We start from the raw sequence: 18,258 nt of genomic DNA, 5'->3' as shown, positions 1-18,258 counted from the left end.
GTAACGAATGCGCAAACCCATTGCAAAAACAGGGAAAATTTGCCCCTGAAGTGAGCCAGCGTTAAACTCAGGCCATTTTTTTGAGGAGGATGAAAATGAATGGTACATCTCAACCTATCGATCGCCAGTCTTTGCTCGAACTGGCTAACAAATTGATCCGCGACCATGAAGACACGCTGGCCGGTATTGAGGCGACCGGAGTGACGCAACGCAATGGAGTGCTGGTCTTTAGCGGCGAGTTCTATCTTGATGAACAAGGGTTACCGACGGCAAAGAGCACGGCGGTGTTTAACATGTTCAAATATTTGGCGCATGAGCTTTCAGAGAAATACCATCTGATCGATTAAAAACAAACGCGAGGCCCTGGCCTCGCGTTTTGCTTACATCATCGGTTTTTGCCCGCGCTGCCACCAGCGCATCAACAAGTGGTCGATACTCTCGGTCGCACTGCCGGTAAAACGCTCCATCAACTTTTTACGATGCTGATAACGAATACCGATCACTTCGTGCGCCTCGATCAAGCCCAGCAGCAATTCATCGCTGGTGCCAACGGCATCAATCAGCCCTTTATCCAGCGCCTGCGTGCCGTACCAGTGTTCGCCAGTCGCCACGCTTTCAATATCCAGAGACGGGCGCATCTGGCTGACAAAACCTTTAAACAAATCATGCGTTTCATTCAGGCTTTCGCGGAATTTCTGCCGCCCTTCTTCGGTGTTCTCGCCCAGTAACGTCAGGGTGCGTTTAAACTGCCCGGCGGTATGCAGTTCAATATCGATATCTTTGCCTTTAAGGAAACGGTTGAAGTTGGGGATCTGCGCGACAACGCCAATCGAGCCGATAATGGCAAACGGCGCTGCCACAATTTTATCCGCGACACATGCCATCATATAACCGCCGCTGGCGGCCACTTTATCAACGGCGATGGTCAGCGGAACGTTTTTGTCACGCAAGCGCTGCAACTGAGAGGCCGCAAGGCCATAACCATGCACAACACCGCCCGGGCTTTCGAGACGCAAAAGCACCTGGTCCTGCGGTTTCACCACGCTCAGCACGGCAGTGACCTCTTCGCGCAGGGAGTTCACTTCCCCGGCATCCATGCTGCCTTTGAAATCGAGTACGTAAACGCGTGATTTGCCGTTCTCTTCTGGCTCCCCCGCTTTCGCTTTAGCCTTTGCAGCTTTCGCCTCAAGTTTGAGCTTTTTCTTCTGCGCTTTATGCCAAAGCTTCTGTTGATGCCCATCCAGTAATGCGACAGACATCTCCTCCTGCATCTCTTTATAGTGTTCGCTCAGGCGGGTGACTTTAAGTTCTCCCCGCTGGCGTTTGCGCTGTGTCAGGTTAATGATAAGCGCCGCGATAACGGCAATCGCCACAACAACGGTTGCGATTTTGGCTAAAAAAAGACCATATTCAGACAGTAATTCCATGCATACCACCTCGATTACACCACTCAACAATCGCACCAGTGTACATGAGCCATTCGGGCGCGTCTCTCGCAAGCAAAGCACCATGTGTGTCATGTTGCTGAATTTTTTAGCACTCCTGGGCGTAAAGGTTACCCAACTCTCCGCTTGACCGATTGAAATAGCCCGCTGTTTGAGGCATAAAGCCAACACGTGAAGGTGTTTACAGGCTTTGGTCTGAGGAGACAGTGTGCATTACCAGCCACAACGCGATCTGTTAAATGACCGCATTATTCTGGTCACTGGTGCCAGCGACGGTATTGGAAAAGAAGCGGCGCTGACTTATGCCCGCCACGGTGCCAATCTTATTCTGCTGGGCCGTAATGAAGAAAAACTGCGCCATGTCGCGCAATTAATCAATGGCGAAGGCCGGTCGGCGCAGTGGTATACACTCGATATGACGACCTGCACGCCCGGAGAGTGCCGCCAATTGGCGGAAACTATTGCGTCCACCACGCCTCACCTTGATGGCGTGCTGCACAACGCTGGCTTGCTGGGGGATATTTGCCCGATGAGCGAGCAGGTTCCAGCCGTCTGGGATGAAGTCATGCAAGTGAATGTCAACGCCACTTTTTACCTCACCCAAGCGCTTCTTCCTTTATTACTCAACGCGGAAAGCGGCTCACTGGTGTTCACCTCATCCAGCGTGGGACGCCAAGGACGCGCGAACTGGGGTGCTTACGCGACGTCGAAGTTTGCCACCGAGGGCATGATGCAAGTACTGGCGGAAGAGTATCAAAACCGTCTGCGCGTGAACTGCATCAATCCAGGCGGCACGCGAACCAAAATGCGTGCCAACGCATTCCCGACGGAAGATCCGCAAAAACTGAAAACGCCCGCCGATATTATGCCGCTCTATTTATGGCTAATGGGCGATGATAGCCGCCGCAAAACCGGGATGAGCTTCGATGCGCAGCCCGGGCGCAAACCAGGAATTTCACAATGAGCGAAGAACGTTACCAGCAGCGCCAGCAGCGTGTAAAAGATCGCGTCGATGCACGCGTTGCCGCGGCGCAAGATGAACGCGGGATCATTATTGTCTTTACTGGCAATGGGAAAGGTAAAACCACGGCGGCATTTGGTACCGCGACCCGTGCCGTCGGCCATGGCAAGAAAGTGGGCACCATCCAGTTTATCAAAGGAACCTGGCCGAACGGCGAGCGTAACTTGCTTGAGCCACTGGGCGTAGAGTTTCAGGTAATGGCAACGGGTTTCACCTGGGACACGCAAAACCGTGAAAGCGACACTGCCGCTTGCCTGGCGGTTTGGCAGCATGCCGAACGTATGCTGGCCGATCCGAGTCTGGATATGGTGCTGCTGGATGAGCTCACATACATGGTGGCTTATGATTACCTGCCGCTGGAAACGGTGCTGAACGCGCTGAAAAATCGCCCTGCTACGCAAACGGTGATCATTACCGGGCGCGGTTGTCATCGAGATATTCTGGAGTTGGCCGACACAGTTAGCGAATTACGACCGGTAAAACATGCGTTCGAAGCCGGCGTGAAAGCGCAGATAGGGATTGATTACTGACAGGTGTTGTTGATTTATAGGTCCGGTAAGCGTAAACGCCACCGGGCAATTTCGCCGGATGGCGGCTACGCCTTATCCGGCCTACAACTTCTTCAAATATTAATCGTTTTTGGTGCGTCCGCCACCCGCGCGGCGGTTACCGGCCGGTTGGCTGTGACGTTTCACCGCGCGGCGGATTTGGTTCGCTTTCATACGGCGACGATCTTTTTCCACCGCCACTTTCGATTGCGTTTCCGCAGCCAGACCCACCAGCTCACGTAAGTAGTTAGTTTGCGCCAGATCCAGCTCCGTCCAGCCGCCGCGTGGCAGACCTTTCGGCAGCGGAATGTCGCCATAACGCACGCGGATCAGACGGCTTACCTGCACGCCAACGGCTTCCCACAAGCGGCGAACTTCGCGGTTACGCCCTTCCGTCAGGGTCACGTTGTACCACTGGTTGATGCCTTCCCCACCGCTGAATTTGATGGTTTTGAATGCAGCCGGGCCGTCTTCAAGCTGTACGCCACGCGCTAAATCGCGCAGTTTCGCGTCATCAACTTCACCAAAAACACGCACGGCATATTCGCGTTCAACTTCACGGCTCGGGTGCATCAGGCGGTTCGCCAGTTCACCGTCAGTGGTAAACAACAGCAGGCCGCAGGTGTTGACATCAAGACGCCCTACCGCGATCCAACGCGCGCCGCGCAGTTTCGGCAGACGGTCGAACACTGTCGGGCGCCCTTCCGGATCATTACGCGTGCACAGCTCACCTTCTGGTTTGTAATACGCCAGTACGCGGCAAATCTGCTCGACGGACTCTTTCACCGAAATGAGATGGCCATCAATACGGATTTTCAGCCCCGGCGTGACTTCCACACGGTCACCCAGAGTGGCAGTTTTACCGTCGACGCTGACACGACCTGCTTCAATAATTGATTCGATTTCACGGCGGGAACCGTGGCCAGCCCGCGCCAGCACTTTCTGTAGTTTCTCGCTCATAGAGCATCCTTAGATGTCGCCTTCACAGGCGTCGAATAGGGTCATCAGTTCGGCGAAGCCGCTGCTGAAATGGCCGCGTAGTATAGCGACTTGCGTGGCTATAAGAAAGGCCTAACGTCGCCGACGCCTTCGCGGACAACCGTTGGCGCATCATCGGTTAAATCGACAACTGTCGTTGGCTGCTGGCCGAGATAACCGCCGTGGATAATCAAATCCACCACTTTCTCCAGACGATCTTTGATTTCATCCGGATCCGACTCGGTAAACTCACTGCCCGGTAGCATTAATGACGTCGACAGCATCGGCTCGTTGAGATTTTCCAACAGTGCTAGCGCAATCGGGTTTGACGGTACACGCAGACCGATAGTTTTACGTTTTTCCTGCAACAAACGGCGCGGCACCTCTTTCGTCCCTTTCAGAATGAACGTGTAATTGCCCGGCGTGTTGTTTTTTATCAGGCGAAACGCCACGTTATCGACGAACGCGTAAGTCGACAGCTCCGACAAATCGCGGCACATCAGTGTGAAATTGTGACCATCCGGCAGGTGGCGAATGCGACAAATACGCTCCATCGCGCTTTTATCTTCAAGTTTGCAACCCAGTGCATAGCCGGAATCGGTGGGATAGACAATGACACCGCCTTTACGCACGATGTCTACCGCCTGGTTTATCAACCGCGGCTGGGGATTATCCGGATGAATATAAAAAAACTGGCTCATACTTCCCTCTCTGTGGTGTTCTGCGGCTGCTCCCACTTAAGCCAGACGCCGTCAACACCGGCCGGAAGCCAGAGTTTGCGCCCCAGTTCGATCCACGGGCAGGGCTGATGGAAATCCGATCCTTGCGACGCCAGTAAACCAAACTGACGGGCATAAACAGCGAGCTGTGCTCGTTCATTGGGAGCCTGCTGGCATTGGGCAACTTCCATTGCCTCACCGCCGCTTTTAGCAAAATGCGCCAGCAGCCTTTTCAGCCACTTAGCGGATAGGTCATAACGCCCCGGATGGGCCATTACTGCCGTTCCGCCAGAATGATGAATCACTTCAATGGCTTGTTCTATTGTACACCACTGAGGCGGAACATAACCCGTTTTCCCTCTGGCAAGGTACTTTTTGAAGACATCGGCCATATTGCTCGCTTTGCCTTGCTCCACCAGAAAACGGGCAAAATGCCCACGCGTGACGTTTGCGCCTTGCGCCAATCGCTGCGCGCCTTCCCATGCGCCGGGAATATGCGCTTTCTCCAGACGATCGGCAATCAGTCGTGCGCGATCGGTTCGACGTTGGGATTGCGCCTGCAAAAATTCGCGCATCGTCAGGTGTTCAATATCAATATTCAGCCCAACAATATGAATTTCATGATTTTCCCAGACGGTAGATATTTCCACGCCGGTGATTAATTGCAGATTCAACCCGGCACGGGCGATCTCGGCACGCGCTGCGGGAATTGCATCGGTTGTATCGTGATCGGTAATGGCCAGTGTACCGATGCGCATTTCTACCGCGCGGTGCACCAATTCTTCAGGAGAGAGAAGACCATCGGATGCGCTGGTGTGGCTATGAAGGTCGTAAATAATGGCGTAATTCGTGTCGCTCAAAGCGGCTCCGCTAATTCATCAAGACATCTGTTTGTGTCCTATCATAACGGGTAGCCCACATTTTCTAAAATCAAGGTTGACTTTCTTTTCATGAACCAGTTAACTAGTACGCAAGTTCACTCAACAAGGTATCGCAAAAATGAATGCTCATTTCTCTGTCAACCGCTGGTGGCGCACTCCCTGACAAGGGCTGTGAGATCACGTGCGCATTCAGCATACCGATACCCGGCCCGCTCACTCAGCGGGCTTTTTTTTGAACAAATTTATGAGAGCGACAATGCAAATGCAAAAACCGGCACTCGAATTATTAACCAGTAATGCCAGCTATCGTGGCAATCCTACTGCGCTGTTTCACCAACTTTGCGCTGACCGGCCAGCAACATTGCTGCTCGAATCAGCCGATATCGACAGTAAAAATGATTTAAAAAGCCTGCTGTTGGTCGATAGCGCACTGCGCATTACCGCATTAGGTGACACTGTCACTCTTCGGGCGTTAACCGATAATGGCGCAGCCCTGCTCACACTGCTGGATGCCGCATTACCTGCCGGGGTGGAAAATACTGTTTTGCCCGATGGCCGCGAACTGCGCTTTCCCGCTGTCAGTAATCTGCTTGATGAAGACGCCCGCCTTTGCTCGCTCTCCGTTTTCGATGCCTTTCGTTTATTGCAAAGCCTTGTCGATGTCCCAGCCGACGAGCGCGAAGCAATGTTTTTCGGCGGCCTGTTCGCTTATGACCTTGTTGCCGGTTTTGAAGATCTGCCCAAACTCAATCACGACCGCCGTTGCGCGGATTACTGCTTTTATCTCGCCGAAACGTTACTGGTGATCGACCACCAGAAACAGCAAACGCGGATTCAGGCCAGCTTATTTAGCGAGTCCGCGAGAGAAAAAGATCGTCTGCTGCAACGTATTGAAACGCTGCGTAAACAGCTGGATATTCCCGCAGCGCCGTTGCCGGTGGAAACCGTGGAGCATATGCGTTGCGACTGCAACCAGAGCGATGAAGAGTTCGGTGATGTGGTGCGTAAAATGCAAAAAGCGATTCGCGCCGGTGAGATTTTCCAGGTGGTGCCTTCGCGCCGTTTCACCTTGCCCTGCCCGTCGCCGCTGGCTGCCTATGAAGTGCTGAAAAAGAGCAACCCGAGCCCGTATATGTTCTTTATGCAGGATGAGGATTTCACCCTGTTTGGCGCCTCGCCGGAAAGCTCGCTGAAATACGATGCCAGCAACCGCCAGATTGAAATTTACCCTATCGCCGGTACGCGCCCGCGCGGCCGCCGCCCGGATGGTTCGCTGGACCGCGATCTCGACAGCCGTATCGAACTGGACATGCGTACCGATCATAAAGAACTGTCTGAACATTTGATGTTGGTCGATTTAGCCCGTAACGATTTAGCACGCATTTGTACGCCGGGCAGCCGTTACGTCGCCGACCTGACCAAAGTGGATCGTTACTCCTATGTGATGCATCTGGTTTCTCGCGTGGTGGGTGAATTGCGTCAGGATCTGGATGTCCTGCACGCTTACCGCGCTTGCATGAATATGGGCACACTGAGCGGCGCGCCGAAAGTTCGCGCGATGCAACTGATTGCCGAGGCCGAAGGTTCGCGCCGTGGCAGCTATGGTGGCGCAGTCGGTTATTTCACGGCGCATGGCGATTTGGATACCTGCATTGTGATTCGTTCTGCATGGGTTGAAGACGGTGTCGCGACGATTCAGGCAGGCGCAGGCGTGGTACTGGATTCAGTACCGCAGTCTGAAGCCGACGAAACACGCAATAAAGCTCGCGCGGTTCTGCGCGCTATCGCCACCGCACACCACGCACAGGAGACGTTCTGATGGCTGACATTCTGCTGCTCGATAATATTGATTCTTTTACTTATAACCTGGCGGATCAGCTGCGCGCGAGCGGACATAACGTCGTGATTTACCGCAACCATGTTCCGGCACAAACCTTAATTGAGCGCCTGGCAACCATGCAAAACCCGGTGCTGATGCTCTCTCCTGGTCCCGGCGCACCGTCGGAAGCTGGCTGCATGCCTGAATTACTAACGCGTATGCGCGGCAAGTTACCGATTATTGGCATCTGCCTCGGTCATCAGGCGATTGTGGAAGCCTATGGCGGCTACGTTGGCCAGGCGGGCGAAATTCTGCACGGCAAAGCATCCAGCATTGAACATGATGGCCAAGCGATGTTTGCTGGTCTGAGTAACCCGCTGCCCGTGGCGCGTTACCACTCGCTGGTCGGCAGCAATATTCCGGCCGGGTTAACCATCAACGCGCACTTTAATGGCATGGTGATGGCAGTTCGCAATGATGCCGATCGTGTTTGCGGTCTTCAGTTCCATCCTGAATCCATCCTCACCACCCAGGGCGCGCGCCTGCTTGAGCAAACGCTGGCCTGGGCGCTGCAAAAACTGGAGCAGACCAACACGCTGCAACCGATTCTGGAGAAACTCTATCAAGCGCAGACGCTGAGCCAGCAAGAGAGCCACCAGCTCTTTTCTGCGGTGGTGCGCGGTGAGTTAAAACCAGAACAACTGGCGGCCGCGCTGGTGAGCATGAAAATTCGCGGCGAGCACCCGCAAGAAATCGCCGGTGCAGCAACCGCATTGCTGGAAAATGCCGCGCCCTTCCCGCGCCCTGATTATGCATTCGCCGATATCGTCGGTACCGGTGGCGATGGCAGCAACAGCATCAACATTTCCACCGCCAGCGCGTTTGTCGCCGCCGCCTGCGGGCTGAAAGTGGCAAAACACGGTAACCGCAGTGTTTCCAGCCGTTCGGGCTCGTCGGATTTGTTGGCCGCGTTTGGTATTAATCTTGAGATGAACGCCGATAAATCCCGCACGGCGCTGGACGAACTGGGCGTGTGTTTCCTGTTCGCGCCGAAATACCACACCGGTTTTCGCCACGCGATGCCCGTGCGTCAACAACTGAAAACCCGCACGCTGTTTAATGTGCTCGGCCCGTTGATCAACCCGGCGCATCCGCCGCTGGCATTGATTGGCGTTTACAGCGCGGAATTGGTGCTACCGATTGCCGAAACCCTGCGCGTGCTGGGTTATCAGCGCGCAGCCGTAGTGCATAGCGGCGGAATGGATGAAGTGTCACTGCATGCGCCAACGCAAGTGGCGGAACTGCATAACGGCGAAATCCGCAGCTACGAGCTGACAGCCGCTGACTTTGGTCTGACGCCTTACCATCAGGAAGCGTTGGCTGGTGGCACGCCGGAAGAAAACCGTGACATTCTGACACGCTTATTACAAGGTAAAGGTGAGCCCGCGCATGAAGCCGCCGTCGCCGCCAACGTCGCGATGTTGATGCGTTTACATGGCGCAGAGGATTTGCAGGCGAACGCGCAAAAAGTACTGGATGTGCTGCACAGCGGGGCAGCCTACGACAAAGTCGCCGCACTTGCGGCAAGAGGGTAAATAATGCAGACCGTTTTAGCGAAGATTGTCGGCGACAAAGCTGTATGGGTCGCGGCGCGCAAGGAGCAACAACCGCTGGCCAGCTTTCAAAATAAAGTGGTTCCCAGTTCACGGCGTTTTTACGATGCATTGCAAGGTACGCGTACCGCTTTTATCCTGGAGTGCAAAAAAGCCTCACCGTCCAAAGGCGTGATCCGCGACGATTTCGATCCGGCGCGCATCGCCAGCATTTATAAGCATCATGCGTCAGCGATTTCCGTGCTGACTGATGAAAAGTATTTCCAGGGCAGCTTCGATTTTCTGCCGATTGTCAGCGGCATCGCCCCGCAGCCCATCCTGTGCAAAGACTTTATTATCGACGCGTATCAGATCTATCTGGCGCGTTTCTACCAGGCCGATGCCTGCCTGCTGATGCTCTCGGTGCTTGATGACGAGCAGTATCGCCAGTTGGCCGCCGTGGCGCACAGTCTGAATATGGGCGTGCTGACCGAAGTCAGCAATGACGAAGAATTGGAACGCGCGATTGCGCTGGAAGCCAAAGTGGTCGGCATCAATAACCGCGACCTGCGCGATCTCTCCATCGATTTAAACCGCACGCGCCAACTGGCGCCGCGCCTCGGTGCTGGTGTTACGGTGATCAGCGAGTCCGGCATCAATACTTATGCTCAGGTGCGCGAATTAAGCCACTTTGCCAACGGTTTCCTGATTGGTTCCGCGCTGATGTCCCACGACGATCTTAATGCCGCTGTGAAGCGCGTCTTGCTGGGCGAAAACAAAGTTTGCGGGCTGACCCGCGCCGAAGACGCTCAGACCGCGTATGAAGCCGGTGCTATTTATGGCGGGCTTATTTTTGTCAGCACCTCGCCTCGCGCGGTCAACGACGAGCAGGCGCAGCAAGTTATGCAAGCGGCACCGTTACAATATGTCGGCGTGTTCCGTAACGCGCCCATCAACGACGTGGCGGCAAAAGCCGAAAAGCTGGGGCTGTGCGCGGTGCAACTGCATGGCGATGAAGACCAGCGTTATATCGATGAATTACGTGCCGTACTTCCTGCGAATACACAAATTTGGAAAGCCCTCAGCGTTGGCGACACCCTACCGCCACGCACGTTGCAGCAGGTGGATAAATACCTGTTCGACAACGGTCAGGGCGGCAGCGGTAAACAATTTGACTGGTCACTGCTGGCAGGGCTTCAGCTTGATAATGTGCTGCTGGCAGGCGGTTTAGGTGCAGATAATTGCGTACAGGCGGCGAAAACCGGCTGTGCCGGACTTGATTTTAATTCAGGCGTAGAGTCGGAACCGGGTATTAAAGATGCCAACAAATTGGCCTCGGTTTTCCGCACGCTGCGCGCTTATTAAGGAATAAGAGATGACAACACTACTGAATCCCTATTTTGGCGAGTTTGGCGGGATGTACGTTCCGCAAATCCTTATGCCCGCGCTGCGCCAGCTGGAAGAAGCGTTTGTTAGCGCCCAGAGCGATGCTGAATTTCAGCAGCAATTTAATGACTTGCTGAAAAACTACGCCGGACGTCCGACCGCGCTGACCAAATGCCAGAATATCACCGCCGGCACACGTACCACGCTGTACCTCAAACGTGAAGATTTGCTGCACGGCGGCGCGCACAAAACCAACCAGGTGCTGGGCCAGGCGTTGTTGGCAAAACGCATGGGTAAAACAGAAATTATCGCTGAAACAGGCGCAGGCCAGCATGGTGTGGCTTCTGCGCTCGCCAGCGCCCTGCTCGGCCTGAAATGTCGTATTTACATGGGCGCGAAAGATGTTGAACGCCAGTCACCAAATGTCTTCCGTATGCGTTTGATGGGCGCGGAAGTGATTCCGGTACACAGCGGCTCTTCAACGTTGAAAGATGCCTGTAACGAAGCGCTGCGTGACTGGTCTGGCAGTTACGAAAAAGCGCATTACATGCTCGGTACCGCAGCTGGTCCGCACCCGTACCCGACCATTGTTCGTGAATTCCAGCGCATGATCGGCGAAGAAACCAAAGCACAAATCCTCGAAAAAGAGGGCCGTCTGCCGGATGCAGTGATCGCCTGCGTGGGCGGCGGTTCTAACGCCATTGGCATGTTCGCGGACTTTATCGACGAAACCGCTGTTGGCTTAATTGGCGTTGAACCTGCGGGTCACGGTATTGAAACTGGTGAACACGGTGCGCCGCTTAAACACGGTCGCGTGGGTATCTATTTCGGGATGAAATCGCCGATGATGCAGACCGATGAAGGCCAGATTGAAGAGTCGTACTCCATTTCCGCCGGGCTGGATTTCCCGTCGGTTGGGCCGCAACATGCATTCCTGAACAGCACCGGGCGCGCGGATTATGTGTCCATTACCGATGATGAAGCGCTCGAGGCGTTTAAAGCGCTGTGCCGCCAGGAAGGCATTATTCCGGCGCTGGAATCCTCTCATGCGCTGGCTCACGCGCTGAAAATGATGCGTGAAAACCCGGACAAAGAGCAGTTGCTGGTCGTGAACCTCTCCGGGCGCGGCGACAAAGATATCTTCACCGTACATGACATTTTGAAAGCGAGAGGCGAAATCTGATGGAACGCTATGACAACCTGTTTAAACAGCTTAATGCTCGCGGGGAAGGCGCATTCGTTCCTTTCGTCACGCTTGGCGATCCCTCCCCGGAACTGTCGCTGAAGATTGTAGATACGCTTATCGAAGCGGGCGCGGATGCACTGGAGTTGGGCATTCCATTCTCCGATCCGCTGGCTGACGGCCCGACGATCCAGAACGCTAACCTGCGCGCTTTTGCCTCCGGCGTTACGCCAAGCCAGTGTTTTGAGATGCTGGCGGCGATTCGCCAAAAACACCCGAACATTGCTATCGGCCTGTTGATGTATGCCAACCTGGTATTTAGCCGGGGCATTGATGAGTTTTATGCACTGTGCGCCAAAGTGGGGGTCGATTCTGTATTGGTCGCCGACGTGCCAATCGAAGAGTCAGCGCCCTTCCGTCAGGCGGCGATGCGCCATCAGATCGCGCCGATCTTTATCTGCCCGCCGAATGCTGACGATGACCTGCTGCGTCAGGTTGCCTCTTATGGCCGCGGCTACACCTATTTGCTGTCGCGTGCTGGCGTAACGGGTGCGGAAAACCGCGCCGCGCTACCGCTTCACCATCTGGTGGAAAAACTCACTGAATATCACGCAGCACCGCCATTGCAGGGCTTTGGTATTTCCGCTCCGGAACAAGTTTCGGCGGCGGTTGAAGCAGGAGCCGCGGGCGCGATTTCCGGTTCAGCGATTGTGAAAATTATTGAGAAGAATGTCGCTAATCCCATGGCAATGCTGGCTGAACTGAAAGACTTTGTGCAAAGTCTGAAAGCCGCGACACTGCCGCGTTAATCTTTCGCGCCGCCTGAGCTCCCAGGCGGCGTTTAATTTTCCCACTCATTTATTTCCTGCGATTATCATTCGAGAGATCAATTGGTGGTGCAAGAAAGCCATTAATGCTGGGGAAGTGGAAACTGGTCCAGGGATGACCCGTTTCCTTGTTAGGTCTAAAAACGGTAACCCGCAGAGAACATAAATACCCACGGATCGAGGCGCGTATGCACGCTCTGCTGCTCGCCACCGGCTTTAAAACGCACGTCAGTATCGATATCCATCCACCACACCGACATGTTAATCAGCCAGTCGCGGTTGATTAAATAATCCACCCCCGCTTGCCCGGCAACACCCCAGGAGTCTTTCAAACTCAAATCAGACAGACCCGCGGCTTTACCGGTGTCGTTAAATTTCTCATCAAAGAAGGTAGTGTAATTCACGCCAGCGCCGAGATACGGGCGAACTTTGCTCTGTGAATCAAAGAAGTACCACTGTGCCATCAGCGAAGGCGGCAGGTGGCGAACGGTCGCGATGTCACCGGTAGGTCCGGTGCCGACGCGATGGCGGAACGGTGTTGCAGCCAACAATTCAATACCGACGTTATCAGTCGCCATCCATGTCATGGTGACGCCAAGTTGTGTGTTATTGCTGACATTAAAACTGCCCAGACTGCCTAAAACATTGTCTGAACCTTCTGTTGGACGGGCGGTGGCCGAACCGGCACGAATGAAAAACTCGCCTGCTTCGTGCGCGTATGCGCCTCCAGATAAACTGCTCAGGATCAATGCTGCCACGGCTAATTTCTTCATATCCACTCCATGTTTAGGTTTTTATCGCGCCGTGAATATACTCACTATTAAGTACAAAGTGATCCAACACAGATCACACTTGCCTCCGTAATTTAACATTCATTGATCTGGATTAATTTTCACTGATTGTTGCACTCATTACTTTTTGTTATTGCATCAATTTTTGCTTTGTGACGTGACGAAAATATTCCGATAACGCCATCTTGTGCCCGCTTTACGCCAGCAGTAATTTAATCGCCTGACTATTAATATTGATGCGTCATCAAGTGCAGGTGTGCTATGAGCTCTCTCAATCCGTGCATGTCGTGCGGAGCCTGTTGTGCGTATTTTCGTGTCTCTTTCTACTGGGCTGAAGCCGATGATGCCGGCGGCCCCGTCCCGGTTCAATTCACTGAGCCTCTCACCCCTTTTCTGCGCTGTATGAGCGGAACCAATCAAAAGCAGAGCCGCTGTGTGGCGCTGGACGGCACGCCGGGTGTGTCGGCCAGTTGCCGAATTTATGAAGGAAGGCCATCACCGTGTCGTGAATTTTCCATGTCCGGTCAAGATGGCAAAGTAAATGAAGCCTGCGATCGCGCCCGCGCTCGCTACGGATTAGCGCCTCTTTACAAAGATATGCTTTTCCATACAAGCGGCGATGCTGCCACTGAGGGTGTATTCAGGGTACAATTGCCCGCAATTTAACACCGCTATACTCAAGGAGAGTGCATGTCTATCACGGCGAAGTCCGTTTACCGTGACACGGGGAATTTTTTTCGTAATCAGTTCGTTACTATTTTACTGATCGCATTGTTGTGTGCCTTTATCACCGCAGTACTTGGGCATGCTTTCTCGCCCAGTGAAGAGCAACTCTCCATACTTACTGCAGGTGACAATCTGGCAGGCAGTGTCGGCTTGTTCGATCTGGTGCAGAACATGACGCCGGAACAACAACAGGTGTTGCTGCGTGCATCGGCGGCCTCCACCTTTTCTGGCCTGATTGGCAATGCGATTCTGGCAGGCGGCGTGCTGTTGCTTATCCAGATGATCTCTGCCGGTCATCGCGTTAGCGCCCTGCGCGCGATGGGTACCAGCGCGCCGGTGCTGCCGAAGTTGTTTCTGTTGATTCTGCTGACCACACTGATTGTGCAGATTGGCATTATGTTTATCATCGTGCCTGGCGTGATTCTGGCGATTTTGCTGTCGTTTGCCCCGGTGATGCTGGTGCAGGATAAGATGGGCATTTTTGCGGCAATGCGTAGCAGTATGCGTTTGAGCTGGGCCAATATGCGCCTGGTAGCGCCGGCTGTGATCGGCTGGTTGCTGGCAAAAACCGTGTTATTGATGTTTGCCCATAACCTGGCAATCTTCACGCCGGAAGTGGGCGCGGTTATCGCAAATACGCTCAGCAACCTGATTTCCGCGGCGCTGCTGATTTACCTGTTCCGCCTGTATATGTTGATGCGTTCATGATTGTCCCGGTTGCCCGCTCATGCGGGTAACCCCTTTTGATGGAATCGTAGAATGAAGCAGTTTCTTGATTTTCTCCCGCTGGCACTCTTTTTCGTGGTCTACAAACTTTACGACATCTTCGCCGCGACCAAAGTGTTGATTGTTGCGTCGGCGATCGTGCTGATTTACTGCTGGATCCGCTATCGCAAAGTGGAAAAAGTAGCGCTGATTACCTTTGTGCTGGTCGCTATTTTTGGCGGCCTGACCATCAAATTCCATGACGTTGAGTTTATTAAATGGAAGGTGACGGTTATTTACGGCCTGTTTGCTGTCGCGCTGCTGTTCAGCCAGTGGGTGATGAAAAAAACGCTGATCCAGCGCATGCTCGGTAAAGAGCTAACCCTGCCGGATGCCGTCTGGGCGAAACTGAATATTGCCTGGGCGATGTTCTTTATTGTGTGCGGGTTGGCGAATATCTACATCGCGTTTTGGCTGCCGTTCGATGTGTGGGTGAATTTCAAAGTCTTTGGCCTCACTATTCTGACGCTGGTCTTTACCGTCCTAAGCGGTGTCTATATTTACCGGCATATGCCGGCACAGGATGATAAATCCTGACCCCATAAGCCAGGCCATGTGCCTGGCTTTTTTCTTTCCGAACGCCCCGAATTCGTAGTAGCATCCCGCCAGAAATCCCTTACTACAGAAGAGATAATAATGACAACTCCGTTAGCCGCTCCTCAGGGAGAGCTTGTTTTACGCACATTAGCAATGCCAGCAGATACCAATGCCAACGGCGATATTTTTGGCGGTTGGTTAATGTCGCAAATGGATATGGGAGGCGCGATCCAGGCCAAAGAGATTGCCCATGGTCGTGTTGTAACGGTTCGGGTCGATGGTATGACGTTTCACCGCCCGGTTGCCGTTGGGGATGTCGTTTGTTGCTACGCCCGCTGCGTTAAGCGCGGTAATACGTCAGTCACCATCAATGTTGAAGTATGGGTGAAAAAAGTCTCTTCCGAGCCAATTGGCCAGCGCTATAAAGCAACAGAGGCATTGTTTATTTATGTCGCCGTGGATAACGATGGGAAACCGCGCCCACTGCCGCAACAGTCGTAAAAAAAGCCTCCATTTGGAGGCTTTTCTCATTCCATTGTCGTGCCGCCATTCAGGCGGAAGACCACATTCACAATCAACCCCGATCCCGGTTTACCGGATTCGTAGCGCCATTTGCGCATTGCGGCTTTCACTTCACGCTCAAACATATTCGACGGCTGTGCGGAAAGGATCTCTACATTCTCAACGCGGCCATCTGACGTCACGTCAAATTTTACTTTTACGCGGCCCTCAATACGCAACGCCTGGGCGCGCGGCGGATATTGCGGCTGGTTACGGCTCAGCGCACGCGGCCCTGCGGGAACCGATGGCGCAGGTTGCGTTGCAGCAGACGGTGTTGGGTTAGCGACCGGACGGGCCGGCGTTTTATTTTCAAACGGCGAGGCCGGACGCGGCTCAGCTGGTTTCTCTTCACGCTTCGGCTGTTCAACCTTTTTCACCGGTTTCGGCTTAGGTTTTGGCTTCGGTTTAGGTTTCTCAATCACCACCGGTGCTTCTTTTGGCGGCTCCGGAATAGGTTCCGGCTCGGGTTCTGGTTCGACAACCGGTTCCGGTGGCTGTACAACCTGTGGCGGTTCAAGCTCGGCAGGCGCAACCATAGTGACTGAAATGGGCTGAGCAGGTGCGGGCAGTTCAACAACCTGATGTACCGAAGTATAAAGCAGACCCGCCACGACGGCTCCGTGAATGCCGACAGACAACAGCGTCGGCCAGGGAAAGCGGCGAGGTAAATCAAGGGTCATTGAAGTCATAATCGTGTCAGTTAAAAAACCAGAGCTAGATTTTAAATGCAAATAGCAATCATATTCAACAAGCCATCACTGTCACGGATAAATTAGTTGGATAAACGAGCAAAAAATCCGCATTGCTGGCAGGGATTTTTACGCCGTGACATCTTTGCATTGCAGTCATTCAGCCTTTCACATACGTTATGGCTTTCTAATAAGTAAGGAGCATGCTCTGTGCTGTACGTTATTTTTGCTGAAGATATTGCCGATTCCCTGGAAAAACGCTCGTCCGTGCGCCCTGCCCACCTCGCGCGTCTGCAGCTGTTGCGCGATGAAGGCCGTCTGCTAACCGCCGGCCCAATGCCTGCGGTTGATAGCAACGATCCTGGTGCCGCGGGTTTTACCGGTTCAACGGTTATTGCAGAGTTTGAATCGCTGGATGCGGCGAAATCCTGGGCGGAAGCCGATCCTTATGTTGCCGCGGGCGTTTACCAGAACGTTATCGTGAAGCCTTTCAAGAAAGTATTTTGAATATAAAAAGACCCGCCAGTCGCGGGTCTTTTTATTTAACCGGGTTTAATGCCCGACACTTTTTGAAAACAGATTAATAATGATCACCCCGGCGATAATCAGCCCTATTCCCGCCATTGCCGGAAAATCCAATCTCTGCCCGTGCACTAACCAGCCGACAATGCCAATCAACACAATCCCGGCACCAGACCAGATGGCATAAATAATCCCCGTCGGAATGCTGCGCATGGGAATCGTCAGGCACCAGAAAGCAATGCAATAACCGGCAATGCAAATAACGCTTGGAATCAAACGTGTGAAACTGTCGGAAGATTTCAGCGCCGTGGTAGCAATCACTTCCATCACAATGGCGATAGCAAGAAAGACAAGAGCCTCTTTATTCATCTTCGTCGTTACCTTCCTCTATTATTAGCGTTTGCTCAATGCCAAACGGGTTGCAAAGAGCAGGAACACCATCCCCGTGCAGCGATCCATCCAACGAATGACTTTTTCCCTACGCAGGAATGCCGAAAGCGGACGGGTCGCTGAGATCAACGCGATTGACCAGCACGTTCCCAGCAGCAAGTGAATAAACACCAGGCCAAAGGTCCAGGCAATCAGCGGTTGTCCATGAGGGATAAACTGCGGCAAAAACGACACATAAAAAATCCCAACTTTCGGGTTGAGCACATTGCCGAACATACCTCTGATAAACCCGTTCTGCGCTTTCGTTTCAAGGCGCTCTGCACCTGCCAGCGAACCACGTGGCCGCAGCAGCATCATGATGCCCAGCCAACATAAGTACGCCGCGCCGCAATATTTAAGAATGCTATAAGCCAGTTCAGAGACGGCAACCAACGCGCCAAGACCAAAGGCCACCATCGCGCCCCAAATCAGGCAGCCGGTGTTAATGCCCATCTGCGCTTTGAAAGCCTCTTTACGCCCTTCTACCGCTGCTGTGCGTAGTATCAGCGCCGTATCCAACCCGGGCGTCAATGTCAGAAGTGTTGCGGCAAAGGTAAACGCCAGTAGGCTGTCAATAATGGACATGGCTTATCTCCCTGAAAGTTATTAGATCGTAAAAACGACCGCGGGCACCTTTTCGGTGCCCGGGTTTCAGATATCGTAGATGGCAAAAAGCAGCACATTACGATGGCGATTGACGCCGCATTTCCTGATGGCGTGAATGCGCATGTTACGGCGCGACTGCGCTTCAAGCCAACGCGCTTTACGGCGGCCAACCTGCCGCAGCATGCGCCAGCGCCCTACTTCCGTACGACTACGCTTCATTTTTATGACTCTAT

22 protein-coding genes and 1 other annotated feature are annotated in these 18,258 nt (G+C 53.5%); of the genes, 13 read left to right on the top strand and 9 right to left on the bottom strand.

Going from position 1 to position 18,258, the window contains the following annotated elements; translation table 11 throughout:
• Positions 1-95 precede the first annotated feature (95 nt).
• Positions 96-347 carry a YciN family protein gene (locus AAEY27_RS10735; protein ID WP_342325282.1) on the top strand — a complete coding sequence of 84 codons (252 nt, stop codon included), beginning with the start codon at positions 96-98 and terminating at the stop codon, positions 345-347.
• A 33-nt stretch (positions 348-380) separates the two neighbouring features.
• Here AAEY27_RS10735 and sohB read toward each other — a convergent pair whose 3' ends face one another.
• Complete coding sequence (gene sohB, locus AAEY27_RS10730; RefSeq protein ID WP_342325280.1) at positions 381-1,427, bottom strand: protease SohB; 1,047 nt, start codon at positions 1,425-1,427, stop codon at positions 381-383.
• A 226-nt stretch (positions 1,428-1,653) separates the two neighbouring features.
• Here sohB and AAEY27_RS10725 point away from each other — a divergent pair, with 226 nt between their 5' ends.
• Positions 1,654-2,409, top strand: a complete 756-nt coding sequence (locus AAEY27_RS10725; RefSeq protein WP_342325278.1) for a YciK family oxidoreductase — start codon at positions 1,654-1,656, stop codon at positions 2,407-2,409.
• A complete protein-coding gene (gene cobO / locus AAEY27_RS10720; RefSeq protein WP_342325277.1) occupies positions 2,406-2,996 on the top strand; it encodes a cob(I)yrinic acid a,c-diamide adenosyltransferase in 591 nt (196 codons plus the stop codon). Before AAEY27_RS10725 ends, cobO begins: the two co-directional genes overlap by 4 nt.
• Positions 2,997-3,095: 99 nt before the next feature.
• Here cobO and rluB read toward each other — a convergent pair whose 3' ends face one another.
• From rluB to rnm, 3 genes are all read right to left on the bottom strand, one after another.
• A complete protein-coding gene (gene rluB / locus AAEY27_RS10715) occupies positions 3,096-3,974 on the bottom strand; it encodes a 23S rRNA pseudouridine(2605) synthase RluB (protein ID WP_342325276.1) in 879 nt (292 codons plus the stop codon).
• 98 nt (positions 3,975-4,072) lie between these two features.
• Positions 4,073-4,693 (bottom strand): L-threonylcarbamoyladenylate synthase, encoded by a 621-nt coding sequence (locus AAEY27_RS10710; RefSeq protein WP_342325275.1) that lies wholly within the window; start codon positions 4,691-4,693, stop codon positions 4,073-4,075.
• Positions 4,690-5,571, bottom strand: a complete 882-nt coding sequence (rnm, locus tag AAEY27_RS10705) for an RNase RNM (protein ID WP_342325274.1) — start codon at positions 5,569-5,571, stop codon at positions 4,690-4,692. Before rnm ends, AAEY27_RS10710 begins: the two co-directional genes overlap by 4 nt.
• A gap of 160 nt (positions 5,572-5,731) precedes the next feature.
• Positions 5,732-5,826, top strand: a sequence feature (Trp leader region).
• A gap of 22 nt (positions 5,827-5,848) precedes the next feature.
• On the opposite strand from rnm, the gene AAEY27_RS10700 reads away from it, so the two are divergent.
• From AAEY27_RS10700 to trpA, 5 genes are read left to right on the top strand one after another with little or no spacing between them, the layout of a single operon-like run.
• On the top strand, positions 5,849-7,411 hold the full coding sequence (locus AAEY27_RS10700) for an anthranilate synthase component 1 (protein WP_342325273.1): 1,563 nt from the start codon (positions 5,849-5,851) through the stop codon (positions 7,409-7,411).
• The gene (trpD, locus tag AAEY27_RS10695; RefSeq protein ID WP_342325271.1) at positions 7,411-9,006 is read left to right on the top strand and encodes a bifunctional anthranilate synthase glutamate amidotransferase component TrpG/anthranilate phosphoribosyltransferase TrpD; all 1,596 of its coding nucleotides are present in this window, start codon (positions 7,411-7,413) and stop codon (positions 9,004-9,006) included. The genes AAEY27_RS10700 and trpD overlap by 1 nt, the downstream gene beginning before the upstream one ends.
• 3 nt (positions 9,007-9,009) lie before the next feature.
• Entirely contained in the window at positions 9,010-10,368 is a 1,359-nt protein-coding gene (gene trpCF, locus AAEY27_RS10690) for a bifunctional indole-3-glycerol-phosphate synthase TrpC/phosphoribosylanthranilate isomerase TrpF (protein ID WP_342325269.1), read from the top strand.
• A gap of 10 nt (positions 10,369-10,378) precedes the next feature.
• The gene (trpB, locus tag AAEY27_RS10685) at positions 10,379-11,572 is read left to right on the top strand and encodes a tryptophan synthase subunit beta (RefSeq protein ID WP_342325267.1); all 1,194 of its coding nucleotides are present in this window, start codon (positions 10,379-10,381) and stop codon (positions 11,570-11,572) included.
• Positions 11,572-12,381 carry a tryptophan synthase subunit alpha gene (trpA, locus tag AAEY27_RS10680; protein ID WP_342325265.1) on the top strand — a complete coding sequence of 270 codons (810 nt, stop codon included), beginning with the start codon at positions 11,572-11,574 and terminating at the stop codon, positions 12,379-12,381. Before trpB ends, trpA begins: the two co-directional genes overlap by 1 nt.
• A 155-nt stretch (positions 12,382-12,536) precedes the next feature.
• Here trpA and ompW read toward each other — a convergent pair whose 3' ends face one another.
• Positions 12,537-13,172, bottom strand: coding sequence for an outer membrane protein OmpW (ompW, locus tag AAEY27_RS10675; protein WP_342325263.1), 636 nt, complete (start codon positions 13,170-13,172; stop codon positions 12,537-12,539).
• 279 nt (positions 13,173-13,451) lie between these two features.
• Here ompW and AAEY27_RS10670 point away from each other — a divergent pair, with 279 nt between their 5' ends.
• The 4 genes from AAEY27_RS10670 to yciA all read left to right on the top strand — a co-directional run bounded on the left by AAEY27_RS10670 (position 13,452) and on the right by yciA (position 15,719).
• Positions 13,452-13,856, top strand: a complete 405-nt coding sequence (locus AAEY27_RS10670) for a YkgJ family cysteine cluster protein (RefSeq protein WP_342325261.1) — start codon at positions 13,452-13,454, stop codon at positions 13,854-13,856.
• A gap of 24 nt (positions 13,857-13,880) precedes the next feature.
• Complete coding sequence (locus tag AAEY27_RS10665; protein ID WP_342325259.1) at positions 13,881-14,624, top strand: YciC family protein; 744 nt, start codon at positions 13,881-13,883, stop codon at positions 14,622-14,624.
• 51 nt (positions 14,625-14,675) lie between these two features.
• Positions 14,676-15,218 (top strand): septation protein A, encoded by a 543-nt coding sequence (locus AAEY27_RS10660; RefSeq protein WP_342325257.1) that lies wholly within the window; start codon positions 14,676-14,678, stop codon positions 15,216-15,218.
• Positions 15,219-15,317: 99 nt separating this feature from the next.
• Positions 15,318-15,719, top strand: coding sequence for an acyl-CoA thioester hydrolase YciA (gene yciA / locus AAEY27_RS10655; RefSeq protein WP_342325255.1), 402 nt, complete (start codon positions 15,318-15,320; stop codon positions 15,717-15,719).
• Between the two features lie 26 nt (positions 15,720-15,745).
• On the opposite strand, the gene tonB is transcribed toward yciA, so the two are convergent.
• Positions 15,746-16,459 (bottom strand): TonB system transport protein TonB, encoded by a 714-nt coding sequence (tonB, locus tag AAEY27_RS10650; protein WP_342325536.1) that lies wholly within the window; start codon positions 16,457-16,459, stop codon positions 15,746-15,748.
• A 219-nt stretch (positions 16,460-16,678) separates the two neighbouring features.
• Here tonB and AAEY27_RS10645 point away from each other — a divergent pair, with 219 nt between their 5' ends.
• Complete coding sequence (locus AAEY27_RS10645) at positions 16,679-16,975, top strand: YciI family protein (RefSeq protein WP_342325253.1); 297 nt, start codon at positions 16,679-16,681, stop codon at positions 16,973-16,975.
• A 45-nt stretch (positions 16,976-17,020) separates the two neighbouring features.
• Here AAEY27_RS10645 and AAEY27_RS10640 read toward each other — a convergent pair whose 3' ends face one another.
• The 3 genes from AAEY27_RS10640 to AAEY27_RS10630 form a co-directional block, all read right to left on the bottom strand.
• Positions 17,021-17,359 carry an SMR family transporter gene (locus AAEY27_RS10640; protein ID WP_342325251.1) on the bottom strand — a complete coding sequence of 113 codons (339 nt, stop codon included), beginning with the start codon at positions 17,357-17,359 and terminating at the stop codon, positions 17,021-17,023.
• 24 nt (positions 17,360-17,383) lie between these two features.
• The gene (locus tag AAEY27_RS10635; protein WP_342325250.1) at positions 17,384-18,004 is read right to left on the bottom strand and encodes a LysE family translocator; all 621 of its coding nucleotides are present in this window, start codon (positions 18,002-18,004) and stop codon (positions 17,384-17,386) included.
• A 66-nt stretch (positions 18,005-18,070) separates the two neighbouring features.
• Positions 18,071-18,244 (bottom strand): YciY family protein, encoded by a 174-nt coding sequence (locus tag AAEY27_RS10630; protein ID WP_342325249.1) that lies wholly within the window; start codon positions 18,242-18,244, stop codon positions 18,071-18,073.
• Positions 18,245-18,258: the final 14 nt, after the last annotated feature.

Origin of the sequence: Kosakonia sp. BYX6, assembly GCF_038449125.1 — a bacterium.
In the GTDB taxonomy this organism is placed as follows: domain Bacteria; phylum Pseudomonadota; class Gammaproteobacteria; order Enterobacterales; family Enterobacteriaceae; genus Kosakonia; species Kosakonia calanthes.
The sequence above is the reverse complement of the archived record's forward strand: the minus strand, read 5'-3'. Positions and strand labels throughout refer to the sequence as shown.